The organism is Marinospirillum celere (assembly GCF_900112235.1).
Taxonomy (GTDB): domain Bacteria; phylum Pseudomonadota; class Gammaproteobacteria; order Pseudomonadales; family Halomonadaceae; genus Marinospirillum; species Marinospirillum celere.
Map to the genome: position 1 here is coordinate 1 of NZ_FOLH01000002.1, position 21,160 is coordinate 21,160.

Annotated in this window: 16 protein-coding genes and 1 CRISPR repeat array; of the genes, 2 read left to right on the forward strand and 14 right to left on the reverse strand. The window is 52.0% G+C overall.

Going from position 1 to position 21,160, the window contains the following annotated elements; translation table 11 throughout:
* The first annotated feature begins 5 nt into the window (after positions 1-5).
* A CRISPR array of direct repeats spans positions 6-2,107; the repeat unit is 28 nt; unit sequence GAAACACCCCCACGGGCGTGGGGAAGAC.
* 47 nt (positions 2,108-2,154) lie between these two features.
* From cas2e to dnaE, 14 genes are all read right to left on the reverse strand, one after another.
* The gene (gene cas2e / locus BM185_RS04450; protein ID WP_091959965.1) at positions 2,155-2,442 is read right to left on the reverse strand and encodes a type I-E CRISPR-associated endoribonuclease Cas2e; all 288 of its coding nucleotides are present in this window, start codon (positions 2,440-2,442) and stop codon (positions 2,155-2,157) included.
* On the reverse strand, positions 2,420-3,295 hold the full coding sequence (gene cas1e, locus BM185_RS04455) for a type I-E CRISPR-associated endonuclease Cas1e (protein ID WP_091959969.1): 876 nt from the start codon (positions 3,293-3,295) through the stop codon (positions 2,420-2,422). Before cas1e ends, cas2e begins: the two co-directional genes overlap by 23 nt.
* A 2-nt stretch (positions 3,296-3,297) precedes the next feature.
* The gene (gene cas5e, locus BM185_RS04460) at positions 3,298-4,008 is read right to left on the reverse strand and encodes a type I-E CRISPR-associated protein Cas5/CasD (RefSeq protein WP_091959971.1); all 711 of its coding nucleotides are present in this window, start codon (positions 4,006-4,008) and stop codon (positions 3,298-3,300) included.
* 8 nt (positions 4,009-4,016) lie between these two features.
* Positions 4,017-5,063, reverse strand: coding sequence for a type I-E CRISPR-associated protein Cas7/Cse4/CasC (gene cas7e / locus BM185_RS04465; protein ID WP_091959974.1), 1,047 nt, complete (start codon positions 5,061-5,063; stop codon positions 4,017-4,019).
* Between the two features lie 17 nt (positions 5,064-5,080).
* Entirely contained in the window at positions 5,081-5,725 is a 645-nt protein-coding gene (cas6e, locus tag BM185_RS04470) for a type I-E CRISPR-associated protein Cas6/Cse3/CasE (protein WP_091959977.1), read from the reverse strand.
* On the reverse strand, positions 5,722-6,273 hold the full coding sequence (gene casB / locus BM185_RS04475) for a type I-E CRISPR-associated protein Cse2/CasB (RefSeq protein ID WP_218149385.1): 552 nt from the start codon (positions 6,271-6,273) through the stop codon (positions 5,722-5,724). Before casB ends, cas6e begins: the two co-directional genes overlap by 4 nt.
* A 5-nt stretch (positions 6,274-6,278) precedes the next feature.
* Positions 6,279-7,775 (reverse strand): type I-E CRISPR-associated protein Cse1/CasA, encoded by a 1,497-nt coding sequence (gene casA / locus BM185_RS04480; RefSeq protein WP_091959982.1) that lies wholly within the window; start codon positions 7,773-7,775, stop codon positions 6,279-6,281.
* Positions 7,776-7,777: 2 nt separating this feature from the next.
* Positions 7,778-10,390 carry a CRISPR-associated helicase Cas3' gene (cas3, locus tag BM185_RS04485; RefSeq protein WP_091959986.1) on the reverse strand — a complete coding sequence of 871 codons (2,613 nt, stop codon included), beginning with the start codon at positions 10,388-10,390 and terminating at the stop codon, positions 7,778-7,780.
* A gap of 133 nt (positions 10,391-10,523) precedes the next feature.
* Positions 10,524-11,354 carry a helix-turn-helix transcriptional regulator gene (locus tag BM185_RS04490; RefSeq protein ID WP_091959987.1) on the reverse strand — a complete coding sequence of 277 codons (831 nt, stop codon included), beginning with the start codon at positions 11,352-11,354 and terminating at the stop codon, positions 10,524-10,526.
* A 109-nt stretch (positions 11,355-11,463) separates the two neighbouring features.
* Positions 11,464-11,934, reverse strand: coding sequence for a HipA domain-containing protein (locus BM185_RS04495; RefSeq protein WP_177203473.1), 471 nt, complete (start codon positions 11,932-11,934; stop codon positions 11,464-11,466).
* Positions 11,927-12,223, reverse strand: coding sequence for a helix-turn-helix domain-containing protein (locus BM185_RS04500; protein ID WP_281247329.1), 297 nt, complete (start codon positions 12,221-12,223; stop codon positions 11,927-11,929). The genes BM185_RS04495 and BM185_RS04500 overlap by 8 nt, the downstream gene beginning before the upstream one ends.
* Before the next feature lie 70 nt (positions 12,224-12,293).
* Complete coding sequence (gene tilS / locus BM185_RS04505; protein WP_091959996.1) at positions 12,294-13,586, reverse strand: tRNA lysidine(34) synthetase TilS; 1,293 nt, start codon at positions 13,584-13,586, stop codon at positions 12,294-12,296.
* A gap of 13 nt (positions 13,587-13,599) precedes the next feature.
* Positions 13,600-14,562 (reverse strand): acetyl-CoA carboxylase carboxyl transferase subunit alpha, encoded by a 963-nt coding sequence (gene accA, locus BM185_RS04510; RefSeq protein ID WP_091959999.1) that lies wholly within the window; start codon positions 14,560-14,562, stop codon positions 13,600-13,602.
* Positions 14,563-14,784: 222 nt separating this feature from the next.
* On the reverse strand, positions 14,785-18,348 hold the full coding sequence (gene dnaE, locus BM185_RS04515; RefSeq protein ID WP_091960001.1) for a DNA polymerase III subunit alpha: 3,564 nt from the start codon (positions 18,346-18,348) through the stop codon (positions 14,785-14,787).
* A gap of 221 nt (positions 18,349-18,569) precedes the next feature.
* Between dnaE and BM185_RS04520 the strand changes: the two genes are divergently transcribed.
* Both BM185_RS04520 and argS read left to right on the forward strand, forming a co-directional pair.
* Positions 18,570-19,370 (forward strand): biosynthetic peptidoglycan transglycosylase, encoded by an 801-nt coding sequence (locus BM185_RS04520; protein WP_177203474.1) that lies wholly within the window; start codon positions 18,570-18,572, stop codon positions 19,368-19,370.
* Between the two features lie 83 nt (positions 19,371-19,453).
* A complete protein-coding gene (argS, locus tag BM185_RS04525; protein ID WP_091960007.1) occupies positions 19,454-21,145 on the forward strand; it encodes an arginine--tRNA ligase in 1,692 nt (563 codons plus the stop codon).
* The last annotated feature ends 15 nt before the right edge of the window (positions 21,146-21,160 follow it).

The window sequence follows — 21,160 nt, forward strand, 5'->3', positions numbered from 1 at the left end:
CTCTAGAAACACCCCCACGGGCGTGGGGAAGACTCTTTTTGCTTAAACGTGCCAGCTAGCGCTTTGGAAACACCCCCACGGGCGTGGGGAAGACACATTTGCGTACAAGCCACGGCGCGACGTGACGGAAACACCCCCACGGGCGTGGGGAAGACGCTGCTGGAAAGCAGACTTTGAATCAATGGATAGAAACACCCCCACGGGCGTGGGGAAGACCGGAAACCAGAACAGATCAGTGGAAGCACTGCAGAAACACCCCCACGGGCGTGGGGAAGACCAGCTCTCACATAGATTGGAGCCAGATCACTCGGAAACACCCCCACGGGCGTGGGGAAGACTCAAAGGCTTTGCTGAAATGCCCGGTAATTTTGGAAACACCCCCACGGGCGTGGGGAAGACAAAGCTGATCTTTGCAGAGACCTCTCAACCCAAGAAACACCCCCACGGGCGTGGGGAAGACTGCCAGTGTGGTGGCCGCCGTTTGGGAGCTTGGGAAACACCCCCACGGGCGTGGGGAAGACTAATCAGCCAGCCGCCAAGCCTTCTGCTGCTGGGAAACACCCCCACGGGCGTGGGGAAGACCCAGGGTCGCAACCTAAAAGATGAGGTCATGCGGAAACACCCCCACGGGCGTGGGGAAGACAGCCTGTCCGTTTGTGATCAGATTAATAAAATGGAAACACCCCCACGGGCGTGGGGAAGACGCTATCACAGCACCAGTGAGAACAGTGATATTAGAAACACCCCCACGGGCGTGGGGAAGACTAGGCTGGTTCTGCTATGAAGAACAAAAATTTAGAAACACCCCCACGGGCGTGGGGAAGACTAATCAGCCAGCCGCCAAGCCTTCTGCTGCTGGGAAACACCCCCACGGGCGTGGGGAAGACGCAAAAAAGCCCCGCTAGGGGGCTAGGTGTTTAGAAACACCCCCACGGGCGTGGGGAAGACGGTTTTGCAATGCGCGGATTAAAGGAGCGTTTAGAAACACCCCCACGGGCGTGGGGAAGACCCTGTCGAGCGCCAGCCTGCCCAGGCAAAACCGGAAACACCCCCACGGGCGTGGGGAAGACTGTGGGCTGTCGAAACAACAAGGATTTCAGTCAGAAACACCCCCACGGGCGTGGGGAAGACCAGGCCGAAACCTACCGGAAGTGGTGGGGAAGAGAAACACCCCCACGGGCGTGGGGAAGACAACACTAGTTGTCAGTAAGTGTGCAGGCCCTGGGAAACACCCCCACGGGCGTGGGGAAGACGTTCCTGCGCTTCCGTGTTCGCCACGCCTCGAAGAAACACCCCCACGGGCGTGGGGAAGACCAAGCGGTTAGCATCAACGTGACGGACGCAACGGAAACACCCCCACGGGCGTGGGGAAGACACCTTTACCGCCCAGGTGCAATCATCGGGGCCGGAAACACCCCCACGGGCGTGGGGAAGACGTAGAGCTTGAGGACGAAGCCGTAAGAAAGGCGGAAACACCCCCACGGGCGTGGGGAAGACGTGCCGTTTTTGAACAATCGACCACGCGCCCCGGAAACACCCCCACGGGCGTGGGGAAGACGGTCATCCGGTATATCAACTATACCGCCGGTTAGAAACACCCCCACGGGCGTGGGGAAGACTGCCAGTCACCGGGTACAGTGGCTCGCCTATGAGAAACACCCCCACGGGCGTGGGGAAGACCAGCAACCTTTCCAGAACCTTGAATGACTCGGAGAAACACCCCCACGGGCGTGGGGAAGACGCTCCCAATCCATCCAGAGGCTTGGCGGGTGTAGAAACACCCCCACGGGCGTGGGGAAGACTCACCTAAACCGTCAATTCCTTCGCCTAAACGAGAAACACCCCCACGGGCGTGGGGAAGACGCCGTCGGTGGCCCTGGCCAGCTTTCCGACCAGGAAACACCCCCACGGGCGTGGGGAAGACCAGGCTTCATGAATGTAAGGCTTTTTGAACTAAGAAACACCCCCACGGGCGTGGGGAAGACCGTACCTATCACCAAGTAAAATCATATTCTGAAGAAACACCCCCACGGGCGTGGGGAAGACTAACGCTGCCGCCGTCATCTTTGCCCACAACCAGAAACACCCCCACGGGCGTGGGGAAGACACCAGTATATTGTTAAAGAGCCCCAAGAAAAACACAATATATTCGATTTATTGGGTTTTCAGGGTTTCGATGACTAGCTGTAGGCCACTGATCTCTGTCAGCGCTTTTCGGGTAGGGCCGATAGTACGAACTTCATAGCCAGGTGGCCCTGGCAAGGAACGAAAAATGACGATGCCGGATTCAGGTGGGCAGTGCTTGTACAGGTAGTCAATTACTGTTTTGGCAACTGAGTCTTTGACACCTGATACAAAAATATTGGCGCGGGGTTCCACAAACCAAAGCTTCATTCGGCCGCGTACAGCTGGCGGCAAATCATTTGCGACTACTACGAGCACGCTTCACCCCCAGAACTTCATTTATGTCATCAGCAAGCCGTGCAAGAAAATCCATTTTAATGACCCGTTCACGGAATGCAGCAGCAACTTTTTGCTTGTTATATCGGCCTGCCAAATCACGGGTCAGCATAAAAGCTAGATCAATACACAGGTGCTCCTTATAAAGGTCAGCAAGATCATAGATGAAGGGTAGAGGGCTGCCTGAATGGATAAACCCAATATGGGGTGAATACCCCATACTATGTACTCCAGAACACAAAATGCCGTACAAAGCGGCATTACTTGAAGTCAGTATCCGGTTGGTAATATCACTTGTTTCAAACTTGCCCGGTACAAATTTTCGTCCTTTCCAACCGACTTGGTATTTTTCAGCTTTCTCCTTGTAAAGTGCTCGCACACGATGGCCTTCCATGCCCATCATTTCCTTGAGACTTTTGCCATCCAGTTGTGCGTTGGGGAAACGGCGGGCAAACATGCGTTTAGCCACCTCAACAGACTTTTCTGGATCAGCGGCTAATTCAATCTGTTGCTTTAAATTACGGGTATCAGCTGTGGGCAGAAAGCCGGCTGCATAGAAGAGCAGGCTATCTTCACCTACCCAACATACAGAACAATTCGCTGCCGTAGCAGTTTTGACTGCATCATGGGTGATGGTGGTGCCTGGCCCCAGTAGTAGAGCATTGAGAGTTGCCACCGGTAAGGGGACAACATTGTTGTCGCAATCTATCCATTTGATGCTGCTGTCATCGATTTCCAGCCTTCCCCGCTCCAAGTAAAGAAAAGGGTACTTATCCTTTACCTGGGGCAGGGAATCGCGGGTGACCTTGACAAAGAGTCGCTCACCAGCAGCCATGACTATGTGACCGGCAATACAGTGACACGCCGGTCACGGTAGAGTTTGTGTTCACCGAACTGCAGGGGAACATCATTGAGAGTTAAAATCTCACCATCATGTTCACCCTGCAATACCTGAAATACCGGCACACGTTTTTTGGATTCTGCTAGCTGCGATGCTTTGCTCATTGCCTGCAAAGCATCGCAATGAACTCCTTGGGCAATGAACTCGGTGGGCACACAGTTTTTGCGTCCCAAGTACAAATCCCATACTGGATTCTGCAAAGCTGTTTCCAGCTCAGTCAGCGCCTCTTGTGGGCCCTGTAAAGCAACAGCAAAGGCCATATCTTGCAGGTAATAACGGTAGGTCATTTTGGTTCCTGCACCATTAGGCTTTTTCCCTTCACTGGTTTTTGGAATTAACAAGTTTTGCCAAGGGTCTTGGTCATCATAGCCACTGCCAACCATCTGGAAATCACGCAGCAAGGGCTGGCGGGGCAAGGTTTTGCCTTGTTTGTCAGTAGGCACATAGGCTTGTACTTGCATGTCACTATCAGCCCAGTACGCCAGCAGCTCAGTCTGCTTTCCTCCAGCACCAAAGGCACAGCACAGCAACCCCAGCACACCTGACTTGGTTGGAAAGTCTAGGCTGTCTCGTCGCCCGAATTTTGAATCATGCCCCCATGACTGGAGTGGAGCCTCCAGCCACATAAGCAGGTAAGGATCACTCATGATTCACCTCACTGGGTTTGATCAGCAGTGATATGGCTTTGCAGTGATTCCACCAGGGTATCAATACTAAAGTTTTCGTCTTCCCCCCAGTCATAAGAGGCCTGTTTTCCAAACATGGAGCCAGCCAGCTTTTCTTTCTTGTCCAGGTACTCTTTCAGTGAGTCAATACTGGCTTTAAGGTAACCACCGTCACGTGCTCTGACTGGAGTTTCAAATGGTACTTGCAGACGCTGACCTTTTCGTACCAGTACACGGGCAAACTCCCAAGGGCTGGCACCAGACTGAGTGGTTTGGCGAGCATGAGGAATGGCAACAAACAAGGCTTTGGTAAAAGCTTCAACTGCCTGCTTCAGATCAGCTTCGCCCATGGACTCTGCGAGCTGTCCAATATCCAGGCTGATATAGCGATAGTAGGTCGCAGAGTTGAATTCAAGGCTACCCATATGAGCAGAACGTGCGTCCTCTCCCGGCATGTCATCCAGTGCCGTAAAGAACTCCACTTCGTTGCTGACTTTATGTGTAGAGATGGCATGTGAGAAGGAGGCCGCAGCCTCAACATTCATTTCGGAGGCCTTGGCTACCATACGTCCGAATAATGCAATATCCAGTGCATCTATCGAGGGGTTCAAGACTTTCTTTGCAACCTTGGCCAGCTCTTTATCTTTGATCTTGCTGTCATCAAACTCCTTCTCGGCTGCATAAACAGCAAAAGCTGCCGCTTCAGTATCACTGATAAATAGCAGCGTATCATCGGATAGCTGAGCGGCAATCTTACTGCCACAGGCAATTGCCTGCTCTTCGCTTGCGCCTGCTCCCTGACACGCTTTGATAAAAATCTCTTCTGCCTTTTTGGTTCGAATGCCTAGTTTGACACCGAAGTCTTGCATAGCCAGGCGCACTTGACGTTTCCAGCACTGTGAGCTAACCCGTGCACGGGGTACACCGCCTACGATGGCAGATTTTGGTGCACCTACATCATCTCTGTTCAGGCAGGTCACTGGAAAAGACTGCAGGATGTGGTATTCGATACGGGTGTTGGTATAAACATTGGTCATCAGAGTTTTCCTTGAATTTAAGCAAACGGGTTATCAATAAGGGGTACGATCTGCAGCAAGCCACATCCGAAGGCGCGGGCACGGCCGATACCTTGTGTGAAACTACTGGTGAATTGTTTTTTATCGGTAATGTGCAATAGGCCTTGCACGTGAGCTTGACCAATAGTAATTGGTCGCTGTTGCTTATCCTTGAACTGCAATACTTCAATTTTATCCACTTGCAAATGCTGAGAGGCTACTTCAAACCCCCAGCTGGTTGTTGCACGCTCAGTAAACCATTGGCCAACCTCTTCACGCCCACGCACGGCAACCAGCTTGCGGCTGGCACTGTCACGGCGAGTTGGGTTAACAATCACTTTGAAACGGTACTGCTCGTGTTCTAAAAAGCTTTCCGGGATTAGCTTGCTATGCACTTCACCATGCTGCCCGTTTACCTTTTCCATTGGTTCTCGATTGGCAAGCATTAAAATCTTGCGGCCTCGGTAATCACCACCCTGATCAGCATAGAGAATGCCACTTGGGGTGCTCGTTTGCTTCTGCTGAGCAGTACGATCATCTTCATACAAGCTGTACACAACACGGTGCAGAGAGTAGGCATCGGTAATACGCAGTGCTTTGACTGCGGCCCGATCCAGATGGAGTGCACTGGCAACCATATTCATATCGCGCCCTCCTGGTTCTCTGGCTGAGCAGCTTGACCATAAAACTCCTGTGCCCATTGGGTTTTTGTTCTGTGGCCAAAAAACTTCAGTTGTTTCAGCAGACGAACAAAATCCAAAGGGGCACCAACTTTGCTGTCGATCAAGGTCAGTACGGGCCGCAGGATTCGACATACCTCAGCCAGCTCATCACATGCCAGCAAACGCCGAAGTCGTGCCTTGGCCTGATCACTTTCTCGGTCATTTTCATAACATGCCAGTATGGCCTTGCCTAATGTTAGGCTTCCATTTCGCCCTGCCTTGGATTTGGCTATGGCCGCTGCAACCGTTACAAAAGGCAGGCGCTTATAGTCCTGCTCCAAATCTACACCTAGATAGTTCAGCGAACCCAGTAACTCCCAGCTCTGGTATTCAGTTGCCGGGTTATCTGCACGGCGAAGTCGTGCAGACATCCCTTTGTCTTTCTGGCACCGCTCAATTACAGCCTCTACAAATCGCTGCTCGTTGCTTTTCTTTTTGTCTGGCTGCGCAGACTCTTGATCATCTTGCATGGCGATCATGCCTCCTGCTTAAGATATTTACTGTTGTTTGGCCGATGCTTCGCCCAGGCATCCAGTTGTCTGGCCGTATCATGAGGGCAGAATTTGTCGTAGGCTTGATGAACATAGCTTGCGAAACGGCGGCGGAGTTTTTGGCGCTCCAAGGCAGCTTCTTCAGTAGGTTCACAGTGGTCAACAAGAGCCTGAAATTCACGTTCACATAACTGCCAAAAAAGCTGAGTGGCTTGTGGGGCGATTTTTCCGCCTTCAACGGTTTGTTCTTTGAGAAAGCCCTGAACTCGTCCATAAAGATTCCTAGCCAGCCCATCAAGTGAATCCATTTCTATTTTGAGATGACTGAACCACTGCTCACCCAAAATTTCAGCCTGGATCCAGACCAGTGACTCAACAAAGTCGTCACTACCTGATGCATACTGCTCACCGGCATTACTACTGACACGTAACCCGCCTGACCAAATGGAAAATGCCTCAGTCACATCCCGTGCCCGTTCCAGTCCATTTCGTAACTGCCAGCTTTGGAAACCTTGCGTTTCAGACTGACCCAAAAAACCGAGCAAAGCTGTTAGTTCACGCCAGGGACGTTTTTCAGGGTCAACCCAAAGTGCTTTCGGTTCTTTGCCGGAGTTATTGATTGCCACGCTTGGATCAATAACTCCCTCTTTATAGCCGGGATGGGCAATGCCTTCTGAATAATGCAGCCCATCTTCGGTAAGCAAGCAGAAACGGCAAAGAGGTAAGAGTCGCCCAATTAAGGAGCGCTTGAGCTTCCATGCTTGAGTGCAGTCTTCACCTTCAGGCATGGCCTCCCAAGGTGCGGTACCCACACCCTCGGGATAAATATTCATCTGACTCACTTGCTTTAAAGAAAACAGGTTGAGCCAAATTGTTTCCTGAATACTCTCTCCCATCAGAAAGTTATGTAGTAATCCCATGTGTGCGACTGATGGGCCTGGCTTGCCTGTTGATGGTTTACCTTTGTCATTTTTCTTTCCGGTATAGCCAGCAGAAAGAATGATACTGTTGTCGGTTTTTTTACCCGAAAGGGCAAAACCCATCAGGGTTAGCAACAACAACCCTTTGTCCCCATCATCCAGAGCTCTTTGCACCTGAGACTGGTTGAGTACAGTTGTATTGCCAGTAGAAACTTCAGGAAGTACAGCACCATAGGGTTGCACTTTTGCAGGCCTAATAGCTGGAACCTGCAAAAATGGTTTTTCTCCATACAAGTAAAACCGATCATGCCATTGATCCAAATAAGCCAGGCAACGCTTTGCAAGCCCTTCAGCGCCCAGTGCTTTCCACTCGATTTCATCCTTTGGTGTTGCTGCCGCTTGAGCAATGGCAAGCAGTAGCTTGAGCAAGGCAATTTTCTGTACCGGGTTTCCGCCCAGGCTTCGATATTCTGGATGACTAAATATCTGACGCAGACTCACACGGCCATAATCAGCAACGGGTATCCAGGGCTCATCAATCAGATTAAAATGATTTTCCATGGTCATCCTTCCTGGTTCTTTATGACTCGATAACCGAGGTCATCACGGTATTCAAGCTGATGTTTTTCATGTATTTCATTGTTATCAATAGCGCGCAAGGCGTCGGTTTCGTCCACCAGTGCCACACGCAAAACGCTTTCATCTTCCGGCCAGTCAGGATGGCCAAGAAAGAAGCAGTGGTGTAGTCCAAAGCGTTTAAGCCTGTCAATAGGCACAGCCTTGGGTTTATCTCCCTGGGGTACAGAAACAACTTGGCGCATTAGTATTCCAGTGCGTTGGCGCAACTCATGCTTGGTAAGTAGGGCGCGGTTCTGAGTGGGCAGTTGAACCCTCCTTCCGTCCAATAGTGTCAGGGTTGCCATTTTTCCTTCAGGGTCTCCCTCAATGTTTCGTAACATCAGCACTTCATAACTGTCCGTTTCGCTATAACGAGTTTGTGCCTTGCTTTCTGGCAGAGTATTCCCGCCTTCCGCTAAAGCCACTCTTGCCAGCTGCTGTAATGTATTACGACCAGTACGATGACGCGTTCCTTCCTCTAATTCTTGCAACCAGCGACTCATTGCACCCTGCTCAGTGCGAGTAGCATAAGTACGTTCTATCAAACCGCGAATATCATCCGGCAGGCTAACATTTGTTATTTCTTGCCAAACCTCCAGACTACGGCAGAGCACATAAGGGCTATAAACAAAGGCGCTGGCACCAAAGTGGCTTTGTGGGGTTTCAATAGCATCATCAAGTATTGGAGCTAACAACCAGGCTTCTGGTTTTGCAGTGGTGCAGCGGGGCGTTTCACTATGCCTCCACAACCGTCCCAGCCGCTGCAGCAACATATCTGTCGGAGCAAAGCGAGACACCATAAAGTCGGCATCAATATCCAGTGACTGCTCTAGAACCTGGGTGCCCACCAAAATTCGCCCTTGTGTTTGGCGATCTGGCCAACCTGCTTTGCCATACAGGTTCACCCATTTATCTTCGATCCTTTGACGGTCATCGACAGTAAACCGTGAATGTAGCAAGCCACTGGCTACGCCCAGTTCGCAGGCACGGGCAGCTAATGAAAGATAACGCTGCTGGGCTTCCCTGACTGTGTTTTCTATCCACAGCACTTGTTGCCCCTGCTCTGCTCGCAGCAAAGCTTGATCTACAGCAAAAGAATCATCGGAATGCAGTGAAATATTTACGTGCCTGTTCTCACCGGGTGGAACACTGACTTCTGTGACTTCCTCTTTGTTATTAGTTGGGCTGGCCGTAATTAAAGGGTAATCCATGGAGGTTGCTGGTCGATCTAACAGTTGTTGCCGACGCTCCTGGTTTAAAGTTGCACTGAGGATGATGACCGTACAATGCAGGTCACGAAGCAGCGTAATTAATGCATCGAGCAAGCTGCTGGTGTAGGCATCATAGGTGTGCACTTCATCAAGAATGACTACCTTGCCTGCCAAGCCGAAAGCACGTACAAAACCATGTTTAACGTTCATGGCGGCCATCAATGCCTGGTCAATGGTGCCCACTGCAAAAGGTGCTAGCAGGCCACGCTTGCTTTGATTAAACCAGGCCCCGCCGGGGCGTCCTTCTTCGCCCATATCGGTGTCCAATAGCCACGCATTGCCATGTAATAATAAAGAGCGGTGAGCGCAGTCATCTGCGAGAATGCCTGCCAACTGCTTTTTTTTATTGCCTTGAAGAAACTCATTGAAGCGCTCAAAAATTTTATTGGAGGTCAATTGAGTCGGTAAGGCAAAATAAATGCCGCGAGCCTGGCCGCTGGCCAGTACTTTGTATGCGGCGTAAAGAGCAGCTTCCGTTTTTCCCAGCCCCATCGGTGCTTCCAAAACATAAACGCCGGGAGAGGAAACTTGCTCAACTAGCAATGCCTGAGCCTCCCTTGGCGAGAAACCGAATAATTCCTTAAAACTAAGTTGTGGCTTATAGGTTGCAGCAACAAACCCAAGCTGGTTGAGCACTTCACCAGCCTTGTTACTCCAGGGTGTTTGAGGGTTGTCAAAAGGGTGGCCTGACCCTATCCAATCAGAAACAGAAGTCAGGCCAGCCAATAAGCGGGCCTGGGCTACAGATTCTATTTGCGGCCAGCTTTCTTCAAGCAGTTTCTTTAATGCCGTAAGCAGCTTTTCCCGCTCCTGATGCCATGGAAGGCCACCAAGCACTTCATCGGTTGCGCGCATTCCTGACAAATTCGGCGAAAAACCATGATGCTGGCCAAGAATTTCCGGTACGTATTCCGGCAGCCCTAATTGCTTTGCTGTTAATTGACTTACCCCGGCATGGCCGCCCCATGTTTTTTCAATTTCAGGGTTGAAGCCTGGAAATTGTGCCAATGAACAGGCGCGCATGATTTTGTTGAAAAATGTTGGGCTGACCTTTCCGTTATCATGAGCCGCAGCAACCAAAGGACTGCCTTCTGGAAACAGTGCTGTACGCAGGCTTGTTGGGTAACGAGCAATAAGTTCACGGGCAACATGACCGACAATTTGGCAATGAGTTAGAACGCTGTGCCCAGGTACGATAGAATTTTCAGTGCTATAAGATTTGGCAATACAATCCTTGTAAGAAATGACTGGTATTGGCTTTATAGCTGTTTTGGATCTTAACACCATGGCTCTTCCTGAATTTCTTTTCCATTACCCTGCCCTTTTTTATTGCCAGCAACAACCCTGTATATTTGTACCGTCATTTTTTCTGACAGTCTTTCATGATCTATGTCAGTTATCAGGAATTAACTGCAACTTTTCACCCAAAAAGCCAAGGTTTGATGTCGTCTTTGTTGACGATGATCAGTTGCTGAGCTTCGGGTTCTCCTTCCAGGATGCGAGGGTGAACTTGCAGGTTTTTTAGCAGGTAGTTGGCCAGGCAGGCGCGGGTTTTGATGTGTAGCTGGCCGTTGTGCATGGCGTAGTCTTCTTCCAGCACTTGTTTTTGTAGTTGTGTCAGGCGGGGGTCGGGTTCCAGAATCAGGGTAAGCTGGGTATTCCAGCCTTTGTCCTGGTCCGGGGTGATGGCAGAGGTGTCCATCAACTCGGGTTCGCCTCGAAAACGGCTGAGGACGAAATCCTTAAAGGTCTGGCTTTTTTCACACCAGGCGCGTAGGTGCCAGCGCTGACCCGTGTTAACGAAGTGGTGGGGCACAAGAATGCGGCCCTGGTTATCGGGGTGGGTCAGGGAAATGTAGTCCACGTCCAGGCGGCGGTTTTCACGAATGGCCTGAACCAGGGGGCGCATAATTTGTGGGGTGATCTGCCGGGGTGGGTGTTGCAGGGTTTCATGAGGCAAGTGGCCGGGGCTGTCCTTGCTGGGTGGCAGGGTTTGGCGGGTGGCCCATTCCAGGTATTCGGTGACATCGCCGCTTAAGTGTTGAGGCTGAAAGCTGGTCGTGGGTTGGTAGTTTTTGCTGCTGGGGTGGTAGCTCAGGCTGTCGGGATGTTTTTGTAAATAGTCCTGTAGTTGATTACTGGCATGCTGGCGGCTGACTTGCCAGTGGTCAGCCAGCTGGCGCGGAGTCACCTTGCCTTCCCAGTAGGCTATAAGTTCCAGTTGCCAGAAGCGGTGTTCTGCAGAGTTCATTTTTAGCCTCCTTGCTGGTTGTTTTTTTGAATCCGTTGGTTGATTTCTACTCTACAACCCTTCCCAACCTTCGGCAAGGATTGAGCTGCAAAGCTACTGATGGGCGGCTTTATTTGTTCAGTAGCCTGAAGTCGGGATGCAGGTTTTTCCAATGTTTGATGAGGGTTTCTTTCTGCTGCTTCTGCATGGGTAGTTCGTCCAATGCCTTGGGCCAGAGTGTTTTTGCTTTTTCCAGGGTGGACTTTAAATGTGGCTGAATCAGCCGCCAGGGAATATCCGCTTTTTTGGCCCAGGCTTCGAAGCTTTCCAGTGAGATACGATACCAGTGTTTATTCTTGGCCAGGTTGAGGGCAAGGGTTTGTTCGTTTGCCATAAAAGCTTGAGTGCAGAGAATGTCATAGGCTGGCGCTAGTCTGGGTGTGAAATGATCCTGGTAGATGAGGCTCCAGTAAGTGGGTCGGGCTTTATCTTGTATGAATTCAGGTGAGAAGAGTAAAAGATTTTTACCGTTCTTGTAGCCGGCCAGGTGGCCTACCTTGTGGCCGTGAAGTGTTAGTTCCAGAAGGCTGAGGCTAGTCATCGGAGGTTTCCTCGGTATCCAGAAGCCCTTGCCAGGGGTCATCGACCAAGCTGTCGTTACTCATTTCCGAGTCATTATTATCTGGCCCTTCCAGCAATGCCCTGACTTGTATGGCTTTTTCTTTGGGAATTAGCAGGAGTTCGGCATTCAGCCCCTTGGCAAGGAGTTCCAGGGTATCCAGGCGGGGGTTGCCCTGGGTTTCCAGGCGTTGATATTGCTGCCGGGACATGCCGATACGGTTTTGCATATCGCTTTGCCGATAGCCGAGTTGCTGGCGTCGGTTTTTGATTTGGTAAGCAGGCTATTCATAGTCAACATATTTGTTGCTTAATTATTATAAGGCAACTTATAAGTTGACTCTAGAATCTCTCCCAACCTTCGGCAAGAAGCTGGTCGCCCACGGCGATGAGTTGTCCCTGGTGCCAGATGAAGGGCAGTTGCTGGCGTTGCCAGGGGGGGAGGTTGCGTTCCTGGAGCAGGCGTTTGACGTCGCGCGTGCCGCGGTTGGGCAGGCGGATTTTTTCACCACCTTGGCGAGCGGTGACTTGCAGTTCGCTGGGTGTTTCTCCGGTTTGGGTGTTACGCAGTTGTAGGTTGATTAGTCCACAGGGGGTGGTCAGTGGTGGCTGATTGTTCCAGGTGGCTTGCCAGTTTTTGGGCAGTGGCAGGAAGTGGCTGGCGGCTTCGATATAGAGGTGGTTTTGAAAACGCCGGGCCTGAATGCGCTTGCCGGTTTCGCCCCATTCCACCAGGGGCTGGGCATCTTCACGGGCGATGAGGAGTTGTTCCAGAGGTTGCCAAAGATGCATACCGGGTAGGGGCAGTTGGCGCTGGTGTAGCCAGAAGCGCAGCAGGTTGGTGCGCCGGTAGTTGGGAAGTTCCAGGATGGCTGGAACATCAAGGCAGTCACCGGAAGCGGTCTGGGTTTTGCACAGGTCCAGTTCAGCCAGGTCTTGGTGAAGCTGCTGGGCTTCGCTGGCCAGTTGGGCGCTTAAGGCCAGGTTTTTTTCTGCGGCGGGGAAGCGTTCAGTCAGTTGCGGCAGGATTTTGAGGCGCAGGTAGTTGCGATCAAAGTGATCCTGCTGGTTGCTTTCGTCTTCGATCCATTGCAGCTGGTGGTTTTGGGCAAAGGCTTCCAGGGTTTCTCTGGGGATAGTAAGAAAGGGTCGCAACAGGTGACCTTGGCCCAGTGGGCGGGTGGCCGGAATGCTGCTGAGGCCCTGGGTTCCGGCTCCGCGCAGTAGGCGCAGCAGCAGGGTTTCAGCTTGGTCTTTGCGGTGGTGGGCCTGAAGAAGAAGTTCTCCCGATTGCAGGTGTTCACTGAAGACCTGGTAGCGGGCCTGGCGGGCACGGGCTTCCAGGCTGGCGCCGGGTTGGTCTTGTGGGTTTACTTTAACGCAGGTGAGCGGAATTTCGTGCTGCTGGCAGAGGTGCTGGCAGAAGTCAGCCCAAGAGTCAGCCTGGGGTGAAAGGCCATGATGAATATGCAGGGCGCGTAGTTGGAAAGGCTGAGTCTGGCGCTGTAGTTGGCGAGCGGCTTCGAGTAGAACCCGTGAATCCAAGCCGCCACTGAGGGCCACGCAGATTTTTAAAGGCGCAGCAGGCTGGAAGGTTTCCAGAGCCTGCTGCAGCTGCTGAACCAGAGGGTTCATGCAGTAGGGCCTTTTACTTGAGGTCTTCCAGCGAGGAATAGCTCATCAGGCGCTGGTAACGGCGTTCGATCAGAGTGTCGGTGTCTTTTTTATCCAGCTTGTCGAGGGCTTGCAGCAGGCTGGATTTAAGGCTTTGCACCATCTGCTCGGGGTTGCGGTGGGCACCGCCCAGAGGTTCGGGAATCAGGGTGTCGACCAGGCCGAGTTCTTTCAGACGTGAAGCGGTCAGGCCCATGGCATCAGCCGCATCTGAGGCTTTGCTGGCGCTTTTCCACAGAATGGAGGCGCAGCCCTCGGGGGAAATGACCGAGTAGGTGGAATATTGCAGCATCATCAGTTCGTCGCAGACACCGATGGCCAGAGCACCACCAGAACCACCCTCACCAATAACGGTGGCAATGATCGGGGTTTTCAGGCGCGACATGACCGCCAGGTTGAAGGCGATGGCTTCGGATTGACCGCGTTCTTCAGCATCAATTCCTGGGTAGGCACCAGGAGTGTCGATGAAGGTAAGAATCGGCATTTTGAAGCGTTCAGCCATTTCCATCAGGCGCAGGGCTTTACGGTAGCCTTCAGGGCGGGGCATGCCGAAGTTGCGCTTGACCTTTTCTTTGACGTCGCGGCCTTTCTGGTGGCCAATGACCATGACCGGGCGACCATCAATGCGGGCCATGCCGCCAACAATGGCTGCATCATCGGCAAAGTGACGGTCACCGTGGAGTTCATCAAAATCTTCAAACAGCAGATTCAGATAGTCCAGGGTGTAGGGGCGCATGGGGTGACGCGAAAGCTGGGAGACCTGCCAGGAGCTGAGGTTGGAGAAAATCTGTTCGGTCAGCTTGGTGCTTTTTTCCTGTAGGCGGGCAATTTCATCCGTCAGGTTAACATCAGTGTCATTGCCGACCAAGCGTAGTTCTTCAATCTTGGCTTCCAGATCGGCAACGGGCTGTTCAAAATCAAGATAGTTAAGATTCATGGTGTCTACTGGTTTTGGAGTAAGGGGAGTAGGTCAATTTTTGCTGCTACTATAGTTGAAAAGCGATTAAGACTCAAAATAAGAAGCCATGGATTAACTATTGCGCTTGGTGATGCTGCGTTGAAATTGACCTCAAAATGCTCATTTACTTCGTGTAAACTCCGCTTTTTCGTTCAATTTCGCCTTGCCTGACCTGCGCTCATAACGTTAATCCAAAGGCTTCTAATCATAGACCAGTTGAACGCGCTCTTTTCCAAACTGCTGCATGAGTTCTTCAAGCAGGTGGTCATGGGGAATAATCTTCCAGGTTTCTGGAAAAACCAGGGTGCCTGAACCCGCTTGGCAGTGGAAGGCAATTTGTATGCCCAACCCTTGTTCTTGCAGCCGGTATTTTTCCAGAGTTGCGGTCAAGATTTCTGTAAAGTTTTGCTGGTATTCGTTTTCGTTTAGGTGAATCTGCAAGGCCGTTGCATAGCGGCTACGCGCATCCGCCATGGCGGTCACTTCTTTACAACGCAGGGCCAGTCCGCCGGTAAAGTTATCTTCGCGCACCTCTCCTTCTACGATCAGCAGGGTGTCTTTTTCCAGCAGATGCTGGTAGCGCTCGAAGGTTTCACCCATCACTGAGACTTCGATGCGTCCAGAGCGGTCATCCAGGGTCATAAAGCCCAGGGTGTCACCACGCTTGTTTTTCATGGTTCTGAAGGCAACGACCAGCCCGGCGACTCGCTGGGCATCGCGCGACGGCTGTAGGCTGGAAATTTTGCGGCCTACAAAGCGGCGCAGTTCATCTTCATATTCATCAATCGGGTGCCCGGTCAGATAGAGCCCTAGGGTATCTTTTTCACCAGCCAGGCGTTGTTTATCGGTCCACTTGGGTAGGTGACGATAATCAGCATAGGGGTCTTGGGATGCTGTGCTGGTTTCCGGTTCGCTGGAAAAAACGCTACCAAAGAGATCGTCCATGCCGATGCTGGCATTGCGTTTGGTTTGCTCAGCGCCTTTGAGAGCATCATCCAGAGCGGCCATCAAGAGGTTGCGTCCCGCTGCACCTTCAGCCAGATGATCCAGAGCGCCGCTACGAATCAGGGCTTCGATACTGCGTTTGTTGAGGCGCTTCATGTCGACGCGATTGCAGAAATCAAACAGGTCGCTGAAGTTACCGCCTTCACTGCGCGCGTCAACAACGGCTTCGACCGGGCCTTCACCAACACCTTTAATGGCACCCAGGCCGTAAATAATGTGGCCGTCTTCATTGACGGTGAAACGCCAGCTGCCTTGATTGACATCCGGTGGGGTAATGGTCAGGCCCATGGCTCGGCATTCTTCCACCAGCATGACCACCTTGTCGGTGTTGTTCATTTCCGTGGAAAGAACAGCAGCCATAAAGGGGGCTGGGTAGTGGGTTTTCAGCCAGGCGGTTTGGTAGGAGACCAGGCCATAGGCAGCGGAGTGGGATTTGTTGAAACCGTAGCCAGCGAACTTTTCCACCAGGTCGAAGATTTGCCCGGCCAGGGTGGCATCAATGCCATTGTTTTGGCTGCCTTCCAGAAACATGGCCCGCATCTTCTGCATTTCTTCAGGTTTTTTCTTACCCATGGCGCGGCGGAGCATGTCGGCTCCACCCAGGGTAAAGCCAGCCATGACCTGAGCAATCTGCATGACCTGTTCCTGGTAGAGAATGATCCCGTAGGTGGGTTCCAGAACAGGTTTGAGCATTTCCAGCTGATAATCAGGGTGAGGGTAAGCCAGCGGAGCCTGGCCGTGCTTACGCTGGATGAAGTCATCCACCATGCCGGATTGCAGAGGACCGGGGCGGAAGAGGGCGACCAGGGCGATCATGTCTTCCAGGCTGTCGGGCTTGAGCTTTTTAATCAGCTCTTTCATGCCGCGCGATTCCAGCTGGAAAACCGCAGTGGTTTCGGCGCGCTTGAGCAGTTCAAAGGTTTTCTTGTCATCCAGCGGGATGGTGGAAATATCCAGAGGTGGCTTGTTGTCTAGAGCACGGACCTTGTCCACATCCCTGAGTGCCCAGTCGATAATGGTCAGGGTACGCAGACCCAGAAAGTCGAATTTAACCAGTCCGGCATCTTCAACATCGTTTTTGTCGAATTGAACAACCAGGCTGCTGCCATCTTCTTCAGCCAGCAGGGGGGCAAAGTCGGTCAGTTTGGTCGGGGCGATCACCACGCCACCTGCGTGCTTGCCGGTGCCACGGGTGATGCCTTCCAGCTCACGCGCCATGCTCCAGACTTCCAGGCCTTCCTGATCCAGGCTTTCCAGGTCTTGATCGGTCAACTCCCTTTCCAGGGACAGTTGGTAGGCTTTTTCCAACGCACCCAGGTCTTCGACTTCATCGGCGGCTTTTTCCAGGGTCATGCCGACTTCAAAAGGAATCATCTTGGAAAGGCGATCACCTACGGCATAGGGTTTGCCTTGAGCACGGGCAACGTCCCGGACCACAGCCTTGGCCGCCATGGTGCCGAAGGTAACGATCTGGGATACGGCATCATGACCATAGGTGTCAGCAACATATTCTATGACCCGGTCCCGGCCATCCATGCAAAAGTCGATATCAAAGTCGGGCATGGAAACCCGTTCGGGGTTTAGAAAGCGCTCGAATAGCAGGCTGTATTCCAGGGGGTCCAGATCCGTGATTTCCTGAGCATAGGCAACCAGGGAGCCGGCACCCGAGCCTCGGCCTGGACCGACAGGGACGCCGTTTTCCTTGGCCCATTTGATGAAGTCCATAACGATCAGGAAGTAGCCGGGGAAACCCATGTCCAGAATGGTATCCAGCTCAAAATCCAGGCGTTTGCGGTAGCGGGCTTCAATTTCGGGAAAGTCCGGACGGCTGGTGTCGTAGAGTTTTTCCAGACGCTTGGTGAGGCCTTTATGAGAAATCTGGCGGAAAAACTCATCCTGAGTCATGCCTTCGGGAATGGGGTATTCAGGCAGGAAATATTCACCCAGGCGCAGGTCGATATTACAGCGTTTGGCAATTTCGACACTGTTTTGTAAGGCTTCGGGCAGGTCACTAAAGAGTTCCTGCATTTCTTCCGGGCTTTTTAAATACTGTTCTTCTGAGTAGCGTTTTTCCCGGCGCGGGTCATCCAGAGTGCGGCTGTCACCGATACAGACGCGGGTTTCATGCGCCCAGAAGTCCTTACGCTCCATAAAGCGCACATCATTGGTGGCAACCACGGGGCAGCCTGTTGTTGCTGCCAGTTCGACACTGGCATGCAGGCAGTCTTCATCACCGGGGCGGAAGGTGCGCTGAACTTCAAGATAAAAGGCATCGGGAAAAACCTGCATCCAGTGGTGTAAGCGTTCCTGCGCCAGATGAGAATGACCTGCAAGCAGCAGTTGACCCACTTCACCTTCTTTGGCGCCAGAAAGGGCAATCAGGCCGCCAGCTTTTTCTTCCAGCCAACGCGGGTGGATGTGAGCCTTTTCATCACGCTGTCCTTCCAGCCAACCCTTGGACAGTAGCTCGGTCAGGTTGCGATAGCCCAGGTTATTCATCGCCAAAAGGGTCAGACGGTAGCCAGCCGCGCCTTCTTCATCGCTTTGAATCCAGACATCACTGCCAACGATGGGCTTGATGCCTGCACCCTGAGCCGCTTTGTAGAATTTGACCAGGGCAAAAAGATTGCTGTCATCCGTTAGAGCCAGTGCTGGAAAACCCAGTGCCTGGGACTGTTTGATCAGGGGTTTCAGGCGCACCAAGCCATCAACCAGAGAAAATTCTGAGTGGATGCGCAGATGTACAAAAGAAGCAGGCATGGGGCTCCGGCTGGGTTGGGTCGATAAAGGAAAAGTATTTTAACAGCTAATGCATGGAGTTGAAGGCTACTAACTTGTCTGACTGGTTTCTTGCGAGGCAATCTGGCAGAGTTAACGGACTTTCCCAAGCAACTTCTTAAATAAAAGAAATCATGCCACCCGCACCAAGAAGAAAGAAAGCTACCCGCAGGAAGCCACGCCACCCCTTGGTTGAGAGGTTCTTGGCTTGGTTGGTCTTGCCTTGGCGTTGGTTGAATCGTCTGGTCTATTGGTTGGGCTGGTTGACCTTGGGGTTTTTGCTGCTGGTGGCGGGGGTGCTTTTTACTTTTTTCTCTACCCTGCCGGATGCTGTGAACCCTTCTTTTGAAGACTTGCAGGCGCAAGCGGAAACACGCGTTAAAAGTCGCTTGGAAGCACCAGAAGCTCCTTATCGCTGGGTGCCTTTGCGCCAAGTGAATCGGGATCTCTTGTATTCCGTGGTTTTAGCCGAGGATGCGCGCTTTTTTCAGCATCGCGGGCTGGATTATGATGCCCTGTTGGATGCGTTTATCACCAATTTGCGCCGGGGAGAAACCGCTTTTGGGGGCAGTACCCTGACCCAGCAGACGGTAAAGAATCTGTTTTTAACCCAGGAACAAACCTATTATCGCAAGTTGCAGGAAGCTGTGCTGACGCGACGGCTGGAAAACCGCTTTAGCAAAAATCAGATTTTAGAGCTTTATTTGAATTTAGCGGAATTTGGGCCAGATATTTATGGTGTGGATGCGGCCAGCCGCCATTATTTTGGCAAACCGCCTGCTGCCATTAATGCTGCTGAAGGGGCTTATTTGGCTTTGTTGTTGCCCAGTCCGCGGCGCTATCACTACACTCTCTTTCAAAACCGGAATGTCACGCCTGGTCTGGAGCGCAAGTATCGACGAATTTTAATGGATATGCGCCATGCCAATTATATTTCCCAGGCCCAGTTGAATCGCTACCTGCCGCTGATCCGAAAAAATGACTGGCCAGAAGGCCGTCGCTGACGGGTGACTTTTGCCTTGCTTCCTTGGATAATGGCAGGCTGTTTTTCACTAACCCGCAAAGTTTGCAAGGTCAGTCCAATTTCATGAAAGCCTTTATTATTTCCCAGTTAGATCAGGTGGTTTCCCAGCTCAAGTCCGAAGGGCTCTTGCCGGAGGAATTTCAACCGCGAATTCAGATCGACAATACCAAAGACAAGGCGCATGGTGACCTGGCCAGCAACCTGGCTCTGATGGCTGCAAAGCAAGCTGGTATGAAGCCACGTGATCTGGCTGAAAAGCTGGTGGCTCTTCTGCAAGCTGATGCTGCTTTTATGCAGAAAGTCAGCAAGATGGAAATTGCCGGGCCAGGCTTTATTAACTTCTTCCTGTCGACCAGTGCTTTGACTTCAGTGATTAAGGAAGTGCTTGCCCAGGAAAGCACCTTTGGCCAAAGCAACCAGGGCCAGGGTGAAAAGGTGCAGGTGGAGTTTGTTTCTGCCAACCCCACAGGCCCTTTGCATGTGGGTCATGGCCGGGGTGCTGCAGTCGGTGATTGCCTTTGCCGTTTATTGGAAGCGACAGGCTGGAAGGTGACCCGTGAATTCTATTACAACGATGCCGGTGCCCAGATCAATAATCTGGCCCTTTCTGTGCAAGCACGCGCGAAGGGCTTAACCCCGGAAGACCCCAGTTGGCCAGAAGATGGCTATCGCGGTGACTATATTCAAGATGTTGCAACTGCCTATATGGCCGGTGAAACGGTGACTGCCGATGACCGCCAAGTCAAAGGAGCGGCGGATGCTGAGGATTTGGAAGCCATTCGCTACTTTGCCGTAGCCAGCTTGCGCCGTGAACAGGATTTGGATCTAAAAGCCTTTGGGGTGGATTTTGATGTGTTCTTCCTGGAATCTTCGCTTTATCAGGAAGGGAAAGTGGAAGAAGCCGTCCAGGCCTTGATAGAGAATGGCTTTACCTATGAAGAGGGTGGCGCTCTCTGGCTGAAAACCACTGAGTTTGGTGATGATAAAGATCGGGTAATGCGCAAAACTGATGGTGGCTACACCTATTTTGTACCTGATGTGGCTTATCACCTGAACAAGTGGCAGCGTGGCTTTAAAAAGGTCATTAATGAGCAGGGCGCGGATCACCATTCCACTATTACCCGTGTTAGAGCCGGACTGCAGGGTTTGAAAGTTGATATTCCTGAAGGCTGGCCGGATTATGTATTGCATCAGATGGTTACCGTGATGCGCTCGGGCGAAGAGGTGAAAATCTCCAAGCGGGCCGGAAGTTATGTCACCCTGCGTGATCTGATTGATGAAGTGGGCTGTGATGCGACCCGCTATTTTTTGGCTGCCCGTGCAGCCACTTCGCAGCTGACTTTTGATATCGATTTGGCACGCTCACAAACCAATGACAACCCGGTTTACTACATTCAGTACGCTCATGCCCGCCTATGCAGCGTAGCGCGTCAGGCTGAAGAGAAGGGCTATAGCTGGTCGTTGGAAACAACAGATCTTGAACAGCTACAAAGCGAGCAGGAGCAGGCACTACTCAACCAGTTGGCACGCTTCCCGGAAGTGGTCTCCATTGCAGCGCGTGAACTGGAACCGCATCAAATTGCCCAATACCTGAGAGATCTTGCTGCTGCTATGCACTCCTGGTACAACGCCTGTCAGTTTCTGGTTGAAGATGAAGCCTTGCGCTCAGCACGCTTGGCTCTGGCGGCTGCAACACGGCAAGTACTCAATAATGGCCTGCATTTGTTGGGAGTCTCTGCTCCTGAATCCATGTAACACTGATGCTCATAA

What these genes read in the sequence shown, in the direction of transcription:
- cas1e (WP_091959969.1), bottom strand. Translation starts at nt 3,295, where the DNA reads ATGGCTGCTGGTGAGCGACTCTTTGTCAAGGTCACCCGCGATTCCCTG.
- cas5e (WP_091959971.1), bottom strand. Translation starts at nt 4,008, where the DNA reads ATGAGTGATCCTTACCTGCTTATGTGGCTGGAGGCTCCACTCCAGTCA.
- cas7e (WP_091959974.1), bottom strand. Translation starts at nt 5,063, where the DNA reads ATGACCAATGTTTATACCAACACCCGTATCGAATACCACATCCTGCAG.
- cas6e (WP_091959977.1), bottom strand. Translation starts at nt 5,725, where the DNA reads ATGAATATGGTTGCCAGTGCACTCCATCTGGATCGGGCCGCAGTCAAA.
- casB (WP_218149385.1), bottom strand. Translation starts at nt 6,273, where the DNA reads ATGCAAGATGATCAAGAGTCTGCGCAGCCAGACAAAAAGAAAAGCAAC.
- casA (WP_091959982.1), bottom strand. Translation starts at nt 7,775, where the DNA reads ATGGAAAATCATTTTAATCTGATTGATGAGCCCTGGATACCCGTTGCT.
- cas3 (WP_091959986.1), bottom strand. Translation starts at nt 10,390, where the DNA reads ATGGTGTTAAGATCCAAAACAGCTATAAAGCCAATACCAGTCATTTCT.
- BM185_RS04490 (WP_091959987.1), bottom strand. Translation starts at nt 11,354, where the DNA reads ATGAACTCTGCAGAACACCGCTTCTGGCAACTGGAACTTATAGCCTAC.
- BM185_RS04495 (WP_177203473.1), bottom strand. Translation starts at nt 11,934, where the DNA reads ATGACTAGCCTCAGCCTTCTGGAACTAACACTTCACGGCCACAAGGTA.
- tilS (WP_091959996.1), bottom strand. Translation starts at nt 13,586, where the DNA reads ATGAACCCTCTGGTTCAGCAGCTGCAGCAGGCTCTGGAAACCTTCCAG.
- accA (WP_091959999.1), bottom strand. Translation starts at nt 14,562, where the DNA reads ATGAATCTTAACTATCTTGATTTTGAACAGCCCGTTGCCGATCTGGAA.
- dnaE (WP_091960001.1), bottom strand. Translation starts at nt 18,348, where the DNA reads ATGCCTGCTTCTTTTGTACATCTGCGCATCCACTCAGAATTTTCTCTG.
- argS (WP_091960007.1), top strand. Translation starts at nt 19,454, where the DNA reads ATGAAAGCCTTTATTATTTCCCAGTTAGATCAGGTGGTTTCCCAGCTC.